Source organism: Allobosea sp. OAE752 (assembly GCF_050433265.1).
Taxonomy (GTDB): Bacteria; Pseudomonadota; Alphaproteobacteria; order Rhizobiales; family Beijerinckiaceae; genus Allobosea; species Allobosea spartocytisi.
The window spans coordinates 44,032-58,550 of record NZ_JBNPXO010000005.1 but is presented as its reverse complement, the minus strand read 5'-3'; the positions used below and the strand labels follow the sequence as shown (position 1 = coordinate 58,550).

Below are 14,519 nucleotides of genomic sequence, written 5' to 3'. Positions count from 1 at the left end.
GTCCCGTGCACAGCCGTTCGGCTCAAAATCACGCCGATCCGGCGATTTTCGACCGCTTTCGAGGCCCGGCGACCACCCTGTTCCGAGCGTGGCATAGGCGCAACGTTCCCCCGAAAAAACCGAAGGGTCGGCGGATCGGGTTGACACGTGTCCGTTTTCCGACACTTTTGTGCCCGCTCCAAGGCAGGGGATGGCCCTCCGATGGCGGCGCGTCGCGCTGTCTTCGTTTAACGATCCCTTAATGGAATTAGCCGAAAACTCGGCAAGGTCGCGCTTGCGACTTTGGTCCGGCGCGACGTTTTTGGCTTGAAAGACGGAATGACGGCATGATTCGAGGCGCTCGCTTGTCGACCATGGAAACGTCCTCCGAAGACTCCGGGTCGATCACGGCGCCCTCTGGCTCCATGTCCATTGCAAGACTCGGCTGCGTGGTTCTCGCCGGGCTGCTCGTCGCCAACTGCGCCGGAAATCAGGTTGCCGGTCGCCGCTCCAAGGAAATCGGCGCCTTTCCGCAGTCGAAATACGGCGCCGCCAGCCCGCGCGTCATCGCCGATGGCGAGCCGGTACCGAAGGGCGGGGGGCGCCTGCTGGTCGGAAAAGCCTATTCGGTCGCGGGCAAGCGCTACGTCCCATTCGAAAAGCCCGTCGGCTACAGCGCCGTCGGCACGGCCTCCTGGTATGGCGAGGCTTTCCACGGCCGCCGAACCTCGAACGGCGAAGTCTACGACCGCAACAGCATCACCGCCGCGCACCCGACCATGCCGCTCCCGGCATATGCGCGCGTCACCAACCTCCTCAATAACCGTTCGATCATCGTGCGCGTAAACGACCGCGGACCGTTCCATGGCGGCCGCCTGATGGACGTTTCGCAGAAGACGGCCGAGGCGCTGGCCTTCCGCCATCTCGGCACGGCCCGCATCAAGATGGAATATCTCGGCCAGGCCTCGCTGGCGGGCTCGGACGATAATCTCCTGCTTGCGACGCTGCGCACGGACGGCTCGCCGGCTCCGATCCCCGGAACCAGCGCGCGCACCATGGTCGCGAGCGCGAGCGGGGTGTCGACCACGCGCACGCCGACCCCGGACCTGGACACACAGCCCGCATTCGAGCCTGAACCGGCCCCGGTCAGCGCGCCGCCAGCCAGCCAGCCGGTCGCGCAGGCTTATGCGCCGCCGCAGCCGCGCGTCGTCGCGCCGAGCGACCCCGTCGTCGCCAGCTTGGCCTCGGCGAGTTCGAGGCCGCTGAATACGCCGGTTTCGACGGCTGCGGGTACGCCGGTTCATGCCGCGCCGCTGCCGCCCAACCGTCCGTTCGATCTCGACACCATTGCCAACGCAGCCCGGCCGGTCGCGGTTCCCGCGACCCTGCGTACGACCTTGCCGCCGGTGCGGGGCAATGTCGCAAGCCTGTTCGCCACGCCCGAGAAGGCGCCGGGCGAGCGCTTCTCCGGCAATCACCCGCTGAACCGGCTGGCACCGCAGACGCTGCAATCGCTGGCACGGAATTGACGCTGGCCCGGCTTGACTTCGGCCGGGGCGCTCTGCTTCAGATCGGAGTATGAGCGCGACGTTTGACCCGACATCGCAAGGCAGGCCGTTCCCCCTCGCGGGAAGGTTTCTGCGCGGGTTGGCGCTGCTGCTTCTCGTCTTCGTCGCGGCTCCCGAAGCGCGAGCCCAGAATTTCCAATCGCAGGCGCCCTTCGCCTTCCTGCTCGATTCCGACAGCGGCGCGGTTCTCTACGAGAAGTCGGCCGACGATCCGATGGTGCCGGCCAGCATGGCCAAGATCGCGACCGCGCTCGTCGCCTTCCAGGAAATCGGGGCAGGGCGGCTCAATCTCGATAGCGAGATCGGCATTTCCGAGAATGCCTGGCGCAAGGGCGGCGCCCCGGCGCGCGGCACGACGATGTTCGCGATGGTGCGCAGCCGGATCAAGCTCTCCGACATCCTGCAGGGCTTGATCGTCCAGGCGGGCAACGACGCGGCCATTGCGCTGGCCGAAGCGATCGCCGGCGACGAGGCGACCTTCGGCCGTATCATGACCGAGCGGGTGAGGGCGCTCGGCCTGACGAAATCCGTCTTCCGCAACGCGACCGGCATGCCCGATCCCGAACAGCGGGTCACGGCGCGCGAGCTCGCGCTGTTGGCGAACCACATCGTCAAGACCTACCCCGAGCTCTACAAAATCTTCGGCCAGAAGGAATTCACCTGGAACAAGATCCGCCAGGTCAACCGCAATCCGCTGCTGACGATGGAGATCGGGGCGGATGGATTGCAGACCGGCGATCTGGAGGAATCCGGCTATGGGCTGGTCGGCTCGGCCATCGAGAACGGCCAGCGGCTGATCGTCGTGGTGAACGGGCTCAAGAACGGGCGGGACCGCGCCGCCGAGGCCCGCAAGCTGCTCGAATGGGGTTTCCGAGCCTTTGAGAAGCGCCAGCTCTTCGCCGATGGCGAGGTGATCGGCGAGGCCAGCGTCTATGGCGGCGAGAAGGGCCGCATTGCCCTGCGGACCAAGGGCGCGGTCAGCCTGCTGTTGCCGCGTGGCACGGGCGAGCGCCTCTCGGCCCGGATCGTCTATCAGGGCCCCTTGAATGTGCCGGTGCAGGAAGGCGCCGCGGTGGCGCAGCTCGTCGTCTCGCGCGGCGATGTGAAGACGCTGGAGGTTCCGCTCTACGCCGCGGAGACGGTCAAGGCGGGGAGTTTGCAGAGCCGGGCGCTCGATGCCTTGCTCGAAGTCTCGACCGGCTGGGTTCGTCAGGCGCTCGCCCGGATCACGCGGTCCTGACGTGCAGCACGGTCATTTCATCACGCTGGAAGGCGGCGAGGGCGCCGGCAAGTCGACGCTGGCGAGGACGCTGGCGCAACGGCTGCGCGATGGCGGCGCGAGCGTCGTCACGACGCGCGAGCCCGGCGGCTCGCCAAAGGCGGAAGCCATCCGCGAGGCCATCCTGGCCGGCCGCATCAAACAATACGGCGCCTTTGCCGAGGCGCTGATGTTTTCGGCGGCGCGGATCGACCATATCGACCGCCTGATCCGCCCGGCTCTGGCGCAGGGCAACTGGGTGATCTGCGATCGCTTCATCGATTCGACCCGCGTCTATCAGGGCGTCCTCGGCGATATCGACGCGAGTTTGCTCGGCGAGCTCGAACAGGTCACCATCGACGGGCTGATGCCGGAATTGACGCTGATCCTCGATCTCGATCCCGAAATCGGTCTCGCCCGCGCCGCCAAGCGTCGCAGCCCCGGCGAGAGCGTCGATCGTTTCGAAGGCGAGGCGCTCGCCTTTCATCGCAAGCTCCGCGGGGCCTATCTGGACATCGCCAGGCGCGAGCCGCAACGTTGCGTCGTGATCGATGCGGCGCTGCCGGCGGAAGAACTCGCCGACGCCGCCTGGAACGCCCTGCGCGACCGCCTCCCAATCGGACCGGAATCCTGATGCGCGAGACCAGCGACGAACCAGACCGGCTGCCCATCGCGCCGCATCCGCGCGAGACCCTGGCCCTGATCGGCCACGCGTCGCAGGAACGCGCCTTCCTCGATGCGCTGCGCGGCGGCCGGATGCATCATGCCTGGCTGCTCGGCGGCCCGGAGGGCATCGGCAAGGCGAGCTTCGCCTATCGTGCCGCGCGCTTCATGCTGGCGGCGGGCGATCCCTCGGAGCGGGCGGCCCGTAGCGACAGCCTCGCCATGCCGGAGAACGACCCGGCGACGCGGCGCGTCATGGCCCGCTCGCATCCGGATCTGCATCTGCTGCGCCGCAGCCTGAAGCCGGACGGCAAGAGCTACACCAGCAACATCCCCGTCGATGCGGCTCGCCGCGTCATCGACCGCTTCGGCGCCAGCGCGGCGGAAGGCGGCTGGCGCATCTGCATCGTCGATTCCGCCGAGGATATGGACCGGCCGACCGCGAACGCCCTGCTGAAACTGCTGGAAGAGCCGCCGCCAAGGGCGCTGTTCCTCATCGTCGCCCATGCGCCGGGAAGGCTGCTGCCAACGATCCGTTCGCGCTGCCGGCTCCTGAGCTTCGAGCCTTTGCCGGCCGAGCAGGTGCTCGAGGCCGGGAGCATCGCCCTGGAGCGCATGGAGACGCCGTTCGACGCGTCGGCCCTGCTGCGGGCGTCCCATCTCGCGGAAGGCTCGGTCAGGCGCGCCCTGACCTATGTCGATCCCGAGACGCTAGCGCTGGTCGAGGCGGTGCGGGCACGGCTCGATGCCTTGCCGCAGATCGACCTTGCTGCCCTGCTGGCGCTGGCCGAGGACGTCGCCGGCAAGGCCGGCGAGCGCGACTTCGCCGTGATGATCGAGACGGTGCAGGGCTGGCTCTCCGACCATCTCCACGCGCATGCTGCGGCGCAACCGGCGCGCCTTGCACCGCTGGCGGAGGTATGGGAAAAGCTGGAACGTTCGGCGCGCGAGGTCGAGACCTATAATCTCGACCGCCGCCCGCTGGTGATGTCGATGTTTCATGATCTGTCGGCTGCGGTTTCCCGCTCGCGCGCAGCGTGAAGCGAAGCTCTCGGACAGATGATGGCCACGGCCCCGAAATTCTACCTGACGACCGCGATCCACTATACCAACGGGCCGCCGCATATCGGCCACGCCTATGAGATGGTGGCCGCGGACGCGATCGCGCGCTTCAAGCGGCTCGACGGCTACGACGTCTTCGCCATGACCGGCACCGACGAGCACGGCCAGAAGGTGCAGCGCACGGCCGCTCAGAACGGTCTTTCGCCGAAGGCGTTCGTTGACGGGATCGCGGCCCGCTTCCACGAGATGGAGCAGGCGCTCGGCTGTTCCTTCGACCGTTTCATCCGCACCACCGATCCTGACCACAAGATCTCGACCGACGAGCTCTGGCGCCGGATGGAGGCCAATGGCGACATCTATCTCGCCAAATATTCCGGCTGGTATTCCGTCCGCGACGAAGCCTTCTACGGCGAAGAGGAGACCACCCTCCAGCCCGACGGCACGCGGCTGGGCGGGCAGGGGACCCCGGTGGAGTGGGTCGAGGAGGAGAGCTATTTCTTCCGCCTCGCCAAATACCAGGACGCGCTGCTGAAGCTTTATGCGGACGTGCCGGACTTCGTCTCGCCCGAGACGCGGAAGAACGAAGTCGTCTCCTTCGTCAAAGGCGGGCTCGAGGATCTCTCGATCAGCCGCACATCCTTCGACTGGGGGCTGCCCGTTCCGGGCGACCCGAAGCATGTCATGTATGTCTGGGTCGACGCGCTCAACAACTACCTGACCGGAACGGGCTTTCCCGATCCGGCGAGCCCGCGCGCCCATTACTGGCCGGCCGACGTCCACATCATCGGCAAGGACATCGTCCGCTTCCACACGGTCTATTGGCCGGCCTTCCTGATGTCGGCAGGGCTGCCGCTGCCCAAGCGCGTCTTCGGCCACGGCTTCTTGCTGAACAAGGGCACCAAGATGTCGAAGTCGCTCGGCAATGTGGTCGACCCGTTCGACCTCGCCGCGACCTATGGCGTCGACCAGTTGCGTTATTTCTTCCTGCGCGAGGTCTCCTTCGGCCAGGACGGCAATTACAGCCATGACGCCATCGTCGGGCGGATCAATGCCGACCTCGCCAACGATCTCGGCAATCTCGCGCAGCGCTCGCTCTCGATGATCGCCAAGAACTGCGAGGGCAGGGTGCCGCCTTGCGGGACGCTGACCGAGGCCGACGACGCGATGCTCGCCATGGCCGACGGCGCGCTCGCCAGGGCGCGCGAGGCGATGAAGGATTTCGCCCTGCACAGCCTGCTCGCCGAGATCTGGGCCGTGGTGGCGGAGGCGAACCGCTATTTCGCCGCCAACGAGCCCTGGCGCTTGACCAAGACCGATCCGGCCCGCCGTGACACCGTGCTCTATGTCACGATCGAGGTGATCCGGCAGGTCGCGATCCTGGTGCAGCCGGTGATGCCGGTGGCCGCGGGCAAATTGCTCGACCTGCTTGGCGTTCCGGCCGAGGCGCGCAATTTCGCGGCACTCGGCAAGGCCGGTCGTCTGGGCAGCGGGACAGCGTTGCCGGCGCCGAGCGCGGTCTTCCCGCGCTATGTCGAGCCCGAGGATGGTCAGGCCGCGTGATGCTGATCGATACGCATTGCCATCTCGACTTTCCGGATTTCGCCGAGGACCTGCCGGCCTATGTCGCGCGGGCCGAGGCCGCCGGCATCGGCCGGATGGTGACGATCTCGACACGGGTGGCGCGTTTCGCGGACTATGCCGGAATCGCCGAGCGCTTTCCCTCGGTCTGGTTCTCGGTCGGCACCCATCCGCATCAGGCGCATGAGGAGCTCGACGTCACGGCCGAACGGCTCGTCGAGCTGTCCCGTCACCCACGCTGCGTCGCCATCGGCGAAGCCGGGCTCGACTATCACTACGATTCGAGCCCGCGCGAGGCGCAGGCGCAGGGGTTCCGCACGCACATCGCCGCGGCGCGCATGACGCAGTTGCCGCTCGTCATCCATTCGCGCGAGGCCGATGACGACATGGCGGCGATCCTGCGCGAGGAAATGGGGAAGGGCGCCTTCCCCGCCATCCTGCATTGTTTCACGGCCGGCGAAGCGCTGGCGATGACCGGCGTCGAGCTCGGCCTCTATGTCTCCTTCTCCGGCATCCTGACCTTCAAGACCTCCGAGAACCTGCGCCGGATCGCCCGCATGGTTCCGCGCGAACGGCTGCTGGTCGAGACGGACGCGCCCTATCTTGCGCCCGTGCCGTTCAGAGGCAAGCGTAACCAGCCCGCTTATGTCGCTGAGACAGCGAAGGTTCTGGCCGATACGATCGGCGTCGACTTCGACGAGGCCGCCCGGATCACCACGGAAAACGCGCAGCGTTGTTACTGGAAGATGGATCACGCCGCGCCCGTGGCGCAGGTCGCCTGATCCGGCCATGGCGCTGACGGTCACGATCCTCGGCTGCGGCTCCTCCGGCGGTGTGCCGCGGCCCGGCTCCGGCTGGGGCGCCTGCGATCCTGCCGATCCGAAGAACCGCCGCCGGCGCTGCTCGATCCTGGTGACGCGTTCCGGTCCGGACGGCACGACGCGGGTGCTGGTCGACACGTCGCCGGATCTGCGCGAGCAGCTTCTCTCGGCCGAGGTTCCGGCGCTCGACGGCGTGCTGATGACGCATGACCACGCCGACCATACCCACGGCATCGACGATTTGCGCGCGCTGGTCCTGCACATGCACCGTCGCATCCCCATCTATGCCGACAAGCCGACGCAGGCTTCGCTGCATGGACGCTTCGGCTATCTCTTCGAGATGCCGCCGGGCAGCTACTATCCGCCGATCCTCGATCTGAATGAGATCAGCGCCGGGCGCAGCCGGACGATCGACGGCCCCGGAGGCCCGATCGAGGCGCTGCCGTTCCGCGTCGAGCACGGGCCGAATTACGAAGCGCTCGGCTTCCGTTTCGGCGATCTGGCTTATCTGCCGGATGTCAGTCTGATCCCGCCGGCCGCCCTGGAGGCCATGGCGGGGCTTGATGTGCTGATCCTCGATTGCTTGCGCGAGACGCCGCATCCGAGCCATTTCCATCTCGCGCAATCGCTTGAGACGATCGCAGCGTTGAAGCCAAAGCGCGCGATCCTGACGAACCTCCATGCCGATCTCGATTATGCGAGCCTGTCCAAACGTTTGGAGGGAAATATCGAGGTTGCGTATGATGGACTGATCATCGAGACACGGGCCTGACATCCGGCCCTGGCCGTGTTTCGGCATGAGTTTATGTTCCAGATCGAGCGGTTTCGGCAACTGTTGCACTTCGATACTCTCGTAAGTGCAATGTCTTACGTGTAACTTGGAGAATTCTGCAGTTGCAGCTTCATGCAACAACGGTCTGTTGCATAACGCAAATTCGAAAAGGCAACACACGAGGATCTGTTGCAAAAAACAACGATCGACGTGTTGCATTGTGAAGCTATCGGCGAGTGCCCGTGCACAGGAATGGGCCGGCGCGCCCTAAAACTGGCGCTGTAGCCGGCCTATTCCTGTGCGCCGGCACGCATCCAGCTATCTTCAGCTTCTATGGCTTCAAGGAGGGCTGCGACCTTCACCGTGGCGAAATGGCAGAAGGTGTCCGAGACCGCATAAGGCAGGACGATCAAGTCGCGGTGGCGTATCGCGCCGCAGGTGTAGACGACGTTCGGCACGTATCCTTCCCGTTCCGAAGGCTCGGGCTGGACGAAAGGCTGGCGCAGGCGTCCCAACACTTTCGATGGGTCCGCCTTGTCGAGCAGAACCGCCCCGATCGTATATTTTCGGACCGCTCCGACGCCGTGGATCAGGAGGAGCCAGCCCTCGTCGAGTTCGATCGGCGAGCCGCAAGTGCCGATCTGCACGAACTCCCACGGGTATCGCGGCTTCAGGAGCGCGACCCCGCCGTCCCAGGTCAGGAGATCATCCGAATAGATCAGATGGAGGTTCTCATTGTCCTGCCGGGAGATCATCGCGTAGCGGCCGCCGAGCTTGCGCGGAAACAGCGCCATGCCCTTGTTCACGGCAGCCGCCCCCCGCAACGGCGACAGCCGGAACGACAGGAAGTCTCGGGTCTCGATCAGCTCGGAGCGGATCGACCTGCCGTCATAGGCCGTATAGGTGGCGCGATAGACGATGCCGTCATCCTCCTCGAAGGCGACGAAGCGCGCATCCTCGATGCCGTTCGACTGTGCCGCGGTCACGGGAAAGATCACCCGCTCGCTGATGTCGCTATCGGCTGCGAAGACGACCTCGACATCCTCGCCATCGAGCCGCGCCATCCGGTTGTGCAAGGTGGCGATCGTCGCCAGGCGCGAGGTCGGGTCGACGCTGACCTCGCCATCCGCCGCGATCGATCCGGACCGGAACGTCAGGGACGAGATATGCCCCTCGCCAACCGCGCGAACGCTGAGGATGAAGCGAAGCCCGCCGGCTGGAGCATTGGATTGGTCGGGATGCGCGATGATGCTCGGGTTGAAGAGCGCGGCCGCCTCAAACGAATACTCGTGCAGGAAATAGGCTCCGACCAGCTGGCGCTGGACCTTGGTGAAGGCGCCGTGAGCGGCAAAGGCATCCTCCATCTCATCGGCGCGCGCCTCGAATCTCTCCAGCAGATTGCGGTGCCGGCCGTTGAAGTTTTCGAGCACCTCGGCCAGCAGATTCGCCGCCTCGTCCGGGTCGAGCGATAGAACCCGGTTGACGATATGGTTCGCCTTGGCCTTCTCGGCGGGATTGAAATCCTGTGGCTCACCGGCGGGACCGAACCGACGCACGACGACCCGAGACGGGTCTGGACGCAGATGCAGGGTCTGTCGGTTTAGGAAACTGGGCTGGGACAAGACGTCCGCCGATCTGTTTTGAGCAAGGTCGCCGAAGGCTCAGGCATGCAAGGCCCGAAGCGGCGCCAGTTTCGGGCGATCCCCGCTGACGCGGGCAAGCTGGCGAATCTCGGCGAGGCTGAGCAGGTAGGATACCACGGATTCGCCACCGCGGTTCTCGTTCGGTCGGTCGCGATGCAGGCCGTCACGACAGGCGCCGGTGTCGAGATCGACCAGGGGCGTGGAGAGGTCGTTGTCGCCCAGGAACCAGGCGAAAGCGCGCGCGGCTTCGCTGCGCCATTGCGGGTCGTTATCGGCCCGCCAGGCTGCGAGGCAGGCCGAAATCGCCGCCGTCGCCTCCAGCGGCTGCTGGTCGAAAGCCTTCGGAGAGCTGCGCCGGTCGCCGAAGCTTTCCGAGCCGACCGGCCTGAACAGGCCTGCCCGCGTCGTCTGTAGATGCGTGAGCCAACGCAGCGAGCGCAGGCCGGCCTCGATATAGGCCGGCGCCTTCATCGCCAGTCCCGTCGCGATCAGGGCCTGGGACAGGCGCGCATTGTCATAGGAGAGCCCCTCCTCGAACCAGACCCAGTCCGGCGTTTCGACCGCCGTGATGAGGCCGAGCAAGCGGTCGGCGAGAAGCGTGCGCACGGACGCGGCCACCGCAGTGGCGCAATGAGCGTCGAGGCCCAGCAAGGCAAAAGCCCAGGCGCGCGGGGAACTGAAACGCTCGATGATGGGCAGGGCCTCGGCGAAGAGCGCGGCAGCCCATTGCCGCCGCGAAGTGCTCGCATCGTCACGGGCGCAGACGCCGAGCGCCCAGAGCGTGCGGCCATGGCTGTCTTCCGACCCGGCCTCCTCGAGCCAGCGCCGATCGAAGCTCATGAAATTGCGGAAGCGCCGCCGATCCGGATTCCAGGCGTGCTGGATGAAGGAGGCGAACCGTGTCGCAAGTGCGTCCGGCAGACCCGTCTCGCCGGTACCGCTCAGGGTGTTGGCGAGAAGCAGAGCGCGGGCGTTGTCATCGACGCAATAGCCATGCGAGCGGTCCGGCACGGAGTGAACGGCGTGCTGGAACAGCCCGGTATCGTCGCACATGGACAGGAGGTGGCCGGTCTGCATCTCCGGCGGCGGGACCGTCGCCGGAAGGGCACTCGGCTGGCTCAAGCCCGCAACGGCGCTCAGTACACGACCTCGGCGGTCCGTCTCGAAGGCGGCGAGGTAGCGTTTCGCGGTCCGCTCCCAGGTCATCGAGCGGCTGCTCGCATAGGCACGCAGCCTCATGGCCTGGCGCCGGGGCGCATCGGTCAGCAGACCCGCGATCTCGTTGCCGATGGCGACGACGTCGCCGAAGGGCACGAGGATGCCGCGCCCGTCGGCGAGCAATTCCATGGCGTGCCAATAGGGCGTCGAAACCACGGCCTTACCCAGACCGAAACTGTAGGACAGCGTGCCCGACGTCATCTGCGCCTCGTTGAGATAGGGCGTGACATAGACATCGCACATGGAGATGAAGCCGAGCAGCGTCGCCTGATCGACGAACTGGTCGAGAAAGACGACGTGATCCTCGACCCCGAGCTCGCGAACACGCGCCATCAGGCTTTCGCGATAGGCCTCGCCATGCTCGCGGACGAGATGGGGATGCGTGGCGCCCAGAACGACATAGATCGCATCGGGACGCCGCCTCAGGATCGAGGGCATCGCGTCGATCATCACCTCGATGCCCTTGTTGGGTGACAAGAGGCCGAAGGTCAGGATGACGGAGTGATCGGCGAAGCCCAGCCTCTCCTTGGCTTCATCGGGCTCGACAAAGGTGAATTCGGGAATGCCATGCGCGATCACCTCGATCTTGTCCGCCGGCAATCGATAGACGGTCCGCAACAGGTCGCGCCCCTTCTCCGCCATGACGACCACGCGGGCCGAGGCATCGATGATCCGCTCCATCACGTCGCGCTGCGCGGCATTCGGTTCGGCCAGGACAGTGTGGAGCGTCGTGACGACGGGCATGGTCAGGCGCGACAGCAGCGCCATGATATGGCTCCCGGCCTCGCCGCCGAAGATGCCGAACTCGTGCTGGAGGGAGACGACATCGAAGCGGCCCTCGTTCAGGAAATCGGCCGCACGCGCATAGTCTTCGAGCCGCTGGTCGGAAATCTGGCAGTGCACGGAAAACGGATAGTCGTAGCTCTCGCCCACGTCATTCATGGCGACGATGGAGGTGTCGACGTCGGAGGATGCGATCGCCTGCTGCAGATCCGTGGTGAAGGTCGCGATCCCGCAGCGGCGGGGCAGCGAGTTGCCGATGAAGGCGATGCGTTTGGTCGGGCTCATGATCGTGCCTCCGTGGACGGAACTGGCGAACTCGCAACGGCCTGTGGCGGCCCGGTCGGCGGAGAAACCGTCTCGCGGAACCGGGGCATGCCCTCCCCGTCGACCCGTTGCAGGAGATCGCGGTTGGGCGTTGCGGCGTCATAGGCGACGAGGCAGGACAGGCCGGCTTCGCCCGGCGCGATGCGCGCGGCCTGCGCCTCGATGAAACAGCATTGGCCAACGCCGATTTCGAACGCGCCGATCCTGGCGTCGCCGGCGATGGCAGCCAGCCAGGTCTCGCACCGGACATCGAGCTCCCAGATCGATCCGGCAGGCAGGTCGATCCGCTCGAAGACGAAATAGGGATTTGCGACGAGCAGGGTCCGGACGCCGCTCAGGCGCCGTGCCGGCGCGGTGCGTTCCGCAGGCCCGGCATAAGCCACGGCAACGCCCTGCTCGATATGAAGGTCGCGGGCACGGCCATGATCGAAGAGACGGAACGTCGTGTCGCTGCGCTGCTGGATCTCGGCGAGCACGAGGCCTGCGCCGATCGCGTGGATCGTCCCGGCCGGGACGGCGATGATCTCGCCTGCGGCCGGCTTGTGCCATGCGACGAGCTGGGCGATCGAGCCATCCGCAATGGCCGCCCGCAATCGCTCCGGATTGACGGCAGCCTCGAGACCGACTCCGACCGCCGCGTCGGATGCAGCGGACAGGATGTACCAGGCTTCCGTTTTCCCGCGCGGCAGCCCCATCGCATGGGCGGCGGCATCGTCCGGATGTACCTGAATCGACAAAGCCTCCTCCGTGAACAGGAGCTTGAGCAGCAGGGCCGGTTCCGGTGCGTGCTTGTCGCAGCGCTGGAACCGGAGTTCGCCGATCGGAATGCCGGGATGCCCGGTTCCGCTCCAGGGAAGCAGGTCGGTCGATCCCCAGGGCTTGGGGATCAGTTCCATGCAGGCTTGTTCGAGCGCCATGATAGGGCTCCTGGTTCGTGCGGCCGGCCATCGACGACGGATCGTCCCACGCCGGTCTTGGGTAGCGGCCGTTCGCTGGCGCCGGCGCGAGCGATCGCCTATCGCAAGCGGCCTCGGCTGGCTGGCGCGGCTCGGAAGGACGCCACAGCCGCACTCCTGGTTTTGGAGCAATCTTACGAGCGATCGGATCGATCCGGTCGTTCGACTCGGGATCGAAACGCGCGATGGCGGAGTGACGCATCGCGTTCCTCCGCCGCGCATATCGCATGTGCCGGCGCTGCGGAGGCTGTCGCGCGGGCCTCCACACCGGAATGCTTCAAGCGCTGAGGTCAGCCTCCAACGCGCTGGCCAGTTCGCCCGGGCTCACCGCGAACACCTGTGAGCTGCCCGACGAAGACAGCGACGGCGTGTGCAGCATGGTGGCGATCTGGCGATAGGCCAGGAACGAGGCGGCTGGAATCTCCTCCTCGTCGACCACCACGCGGTAGGTGCCGGCAGGCTGCGTATGGTCCAACACGCTCAGCCTGAACGGCTTCCTGAATGTGACCGTGGTTTCCCGGCTGCGGGTATTCATGTCAGCTCTTCTTCTTCGGTTTTCCCGCGAGTTCGAGCGCTACTGGCAGGCCCTTTGCGGACACGGGCACTGCCGCCGCTTCCTTTTTCTTCTTGGGCTTCTTGGCCTCTCGATTGCCGCGCGTCTGTCCCTTGGCCATATGAAACTCCTCTTGCGGAGCAGGAGGCGACATGATCGCCACCATCTCCGCGCTGCTCACGCGGAATGGCTCGTGATCGTGAGCGATGTCGCTGCGTGCGGCTGTCGCCGATCGTCTCAGGTCCTGGCCGTGCCGAGCGTTTCGGCGCAGGCCTTGGCGACGGCAGCGTCCGGCGACGGGCTGCCGATCATCGTGGCCCAGCCGCCCTTGGCGATGAAATCGCCCTGGCTCCACGAACTGATCTTCTTCAGCTCGGCAAGGGCGGCATCGGCATTGGGCTGCTTTTGGAAGTTGCTCACGCAGATCGGAGACAAGGCCGCGACAACGGCATTCTCGGCCCTGAGCTTCGCCAAGCGTTCGCTCGACGACGCCGTCGACCAGCCACCCCAGGTGAATCCGACAACGGCAAGGGCAATCGCGCCACCAACGGCACCCCAGATGGCAGGCTTGGTTTGCAAGGGGATTTTCATGGAAAACCCTTCCGATTTGCGGAATGAAAATCTTCCGTTAAATAATATAGCACGGAAACAGAAAATAATTCAGGTTATTTTTCTCACCAAGGCGAGGTCGAATATCAATTTTATTTCACGCATTATATGAGTTTATGACGCTGGAAATTCCAATTAATATTCAGTTAGTTCAGACTATTCATCTACAAATCTCTACTCATTTGAGATGAGGCGTTTGATCGTCTGCTGTGCCTCTTTTTTCTGCGAACTGAAGGCACAACCTGCAGATGCCTCGAAGAGAGGTTTCCACTTCGTCGGCAAGGGGCCTTTGATATCCGCCAGGGGACTGGGAACCGGCGACAATTTACCAAGCACGAGGATCGCCATCGACAGGCGGCGGCGAAGGCGCCTGAGGGCATACTTCATGTGAGCGGCGTTGTGCGGCCCGATATAGCATAGGCAGATCAGTGCCGGACCGCGCTCGGCAAGGCGCTCCATGCCGGGAGCCAACAGCGCGGTTGGAGGTAACGCTTCGGCCGCCAGTCCATGCTTCTCTAGGATTTGGCCCAGCATCAGCGCGGCCGCCTCATCGAGTTGCGATTGCGCGCCGACGGCCTGAGCCTGCCACGAGTTCGAATTCGTTTCCTTGTCCAGCAGGCAATCAACGTGACACCACCGGGAAAGAGCTCCGCAGCCGGTGCGTGTCGCCCGTCATGCGTGGGAGGCGCGGCTTATTCCGTAATCAGCTGCGCCTCGGTTGGCGGGCCCGGG

General features: G+C 65.4%; 14 protein-coding genes. 7 read left to right on the top strand and 7 right to left on the bottom strand.

Going from position 1 to position 14,519, the window contains the following annotated elements; translation table 11 throughout:
• The first annotated feature begins 404 nt into the window (after positions 1-404).
• From GGC47_RS14345 to GGC47_RS14315, 7 genes are read left to right on the top strand one after another with little or no spacing between them, the layout of a single operon-like run.
• On the top strand, positions 405-1,508 hold the full coding sequence (locus GGC47_RS14345) for a septal ring lytic transglycosylase RlpA family protein (protein WP_113252311.1): 1,104 nt from the start codon (positions 405-407) through the stop codon (positions 1,506-1,508).
• A gap of 49 nt (positions 1,509-1,557) precedes the next feature.
• Positions 1,558-2,787: a D-alanyl-D-alanine carboxypeptidase family protein gene (locus GGC47_RS14340; RefSeq protein WP_142020931.1), complete on the top strand. Its 1,230-nt coding sequence runs from the start codon at positions 1,558-1,560 to the stop codon at positions 2,785-2,787.
• Between the two features lies 1 nt (position 2,788).
• Positions 2,789-3,439, top strand: a complete 651-nt coding sequence (gene tmk / locus GGC47_RS14335) for a dTMP kinase (protein WP_370954289.1) — start codon at positions 2,789-2,791, stop codon at positions 3,437-3,439.
• Positions 3,439-4,509, top strand: a complete 1,071-nt coding sequence (locus GGC47_RS14330) for a DNA polymerase III subunit delta' (RefSeq protein ID WP_142020933.1) — start codon at positions 3,439-3,441, stop codon at positions 4,507-4,509. Before tmk ends, GGC47_RS14330 begins: the two co-directional genes overlap by 1 nt.
• Before the next feature lie 21 nt (positions 4,510-4,530).
• A complete protein-coding gene (metG, locus tag GGC47_RS14325; protein ID WP_142021075.1) occupies positions 4,531-6,090 on the top strand; it encodes a methionine--tRNA ligase in 1,560 nt (519 codons plus the stop codon).
• Positions 6,090-6,890 carry a TatD family hydrolase gene (locus GGC47_RS14320; protein ID WP_142021076.1) on the top strand — a complete coding sequence of 267 codons (801 nt, stop codon included), beginning with the start codon at positions 6,090-6,092 and terminating at the stop codon, positions 6,888-6,890. Before metG ends, GGC47_RS14320 begins: the two co-directional genes overlap by 1 nt.
• Positions 6,891-6,897: 7 nt before the next feature.
• Complete coding sequence (locus GGC47_RS14315) at positions 6,898-7,701, top strand: MBL fold metallo-hydrolase (protein WP_142020934.1); 804 nt, start codon at positions 6,898-6,900, stop codon at positions 7,699-7,701.
• A gap of 290 nt (positions 7,702-7,991) precedes the next feature.
• Here GGC47_RS14315 and GGC47_RS14310 read toward each other — a convergent pair whose 3' ends face one another.
• From GGC47_RS14310 to GGC47_RS14280, 7 genes are all read right to left on the bottom strand, one after another.
• Positions 7,992-9,323, bottom strand: a complete 1,332-nt coding sequence (locus GGC47_RS14310) for a glycoside hydrolase family 130 protein (protein ID WP_142020935.1) — start codon at positions 9,321-9,323, stop codon at positions 7,992-7,994.
• A gap of 39 nt (positions 9,324-9,362) precedes the next feature.
• Complete coding sequence (locus tag GGC47_RS14305) at positions 9,363-11,630, bottom strand: glycosyltransferase family 4 protein (protein WP_142020936.1); 2,268 nt, start codon at positions 11,628-11,630, stop codon at positions 9,363-9,365.
• Positions 11,627-12,586: a class I mannose-6-phosphate isomerase gene (locus GGC47_RS14300; protein ID WP_185747834.1), complete on the bottom strand. Its 960-nt coding sequence runs from the start codon at positions 12,584-12,586 to the stop codon at positions 11,627-11,629. Before GGC47_RS14300 ends, GGC47_RS14305 begins: the two co-directional genes overlap by 4 nt.
• A gap of 316 nt (positions 12,587-12,902) precedes the next feature.
• Positions 12,903-13,160: a hypothetical protein gene (locus GGC47_RS14295; RefSeq protein WP_142020937.1), complete on the bottom strand. Its 258-nt coding sequence runs from the start codon at positions 13,158-13,160 to the stop codon at positions 12,903-12,905.
• A gap of 1 nt (position 13,161) precedes the next feature.
• Positions 13,162-13,359 (bottom strand): hypothetical protein, encoded by a 198-nt coding sequence (locus GGC47_RS14290; RefSeq protein WP_142020938.1) that lies wholly within the window; start codon positions 13,357-13,359, stop codon positions 13,162-13,164.
• A 56-nt stretch (positions 13,360-13,415) separates the two neighbouring features.
• On the bottom strand, positions 13,416-13,769 hold the full coding sequence (locus tag GGC47_RS14285) for a hypothetical protein (RefSeq protein WP_142020939.1): 354 nt from the start codon (positions 13,767-13,769) through the stop codon (positions 13,416-13,418).
• Positions 13,770-13,961: 192 nt separating this feature from the next.
• Entirely contained in the window at positions 13,962-14,321 is a 360-nt protein-coding gene (locus GGC47_RS14280; RefSeq protein WP_142020940.1) for a hypothetical protein, read from the bottom strand.
• Positions 14,322-14,519: the final 198 nt, after the last annotated feature.

Excerpts from the sequence above, each read along its gene's own strand:
- GGC47_RS14345 (WP_113252311.1), top strand. The coding sequence starts at position 405 with ATGTCCATTGCAAGACTCGGCTGCGTGGTTCTCGCCGGGCTGCTCGTC.
- GGC47_RS14340 (WP_142020931.1), top strand. The coding sequence starts at position 1,558 with ATGAGCGCGACGTTTGACCCGACATCGCAAGGCAGGCCGTTCCCCCTC.
- GGC47_RS14330 (WP_142020933.1), top strand. The coding sequence starts at position 3,439 with ATGCGCGAGACCAGCGACGAACCAGACCGGCTGCCCATCGCGCCGCAT.
- metG (WP_142021075.1), top strand. The coding sequence starts at position 4,531 with ATGGCCACGGCCCCGAAATTCTACCTGACGACCGCGATCCACTATACC.
- GGC47_RS14320 (WP_142021076.1), top strand. The coding sequence starts at position 6,090 with ATGCTGATCGATACGCATTGCCATCTCGACTTTCCGGATTTCGCCGAG.
- GGC47_RS14315 (WP_142020934.1), top strand. The coding sequence starts at position 6,898 with ATGGCGCTGACGGTCACGATCCTCGGCTGCGGCTCCTCCGGCGGTGTG.
- GGC47_RS14305 (WP_142020936.1), bottom strand. The coding sequence starts at position 11,630 with ATGAGCCCGACCAAACGCATCGCCTTCATCGGCAACTCGCTGCCCCGC.
- GGC47_RS14300 (WP_185747834.1), bottom strand. The coding sequence starts at position 12,586 with ATGGCGCTCGAACAAGCCTGCATGGAACTGATCCCCAAGCCCTGGGGA.
- GGC47_RS14295 (WP_142020937.1), bottom strand. The coding sequence starts at position 13,160 with ATGAATACCCGCAGCCGGGAAACCACGGTCACATTCAGGAAGCCGTTC.
- GGC47_RS14285 (WP_142020939.1), bottom strand. The coding sequence starts at position 13,769 with ATGAAAATCCCCTTGCAAACCAAGCCTGCCATCTGGGGTGCCGTTGGT.
- GGC47_RS14280 (WP_142020940.1), bottom strand. The coding sequence starts at position 14,321 with ATGCTGGGCCAAATCCTAGAGAAGCATGGACTGGCGGCCGAAGCGTTA.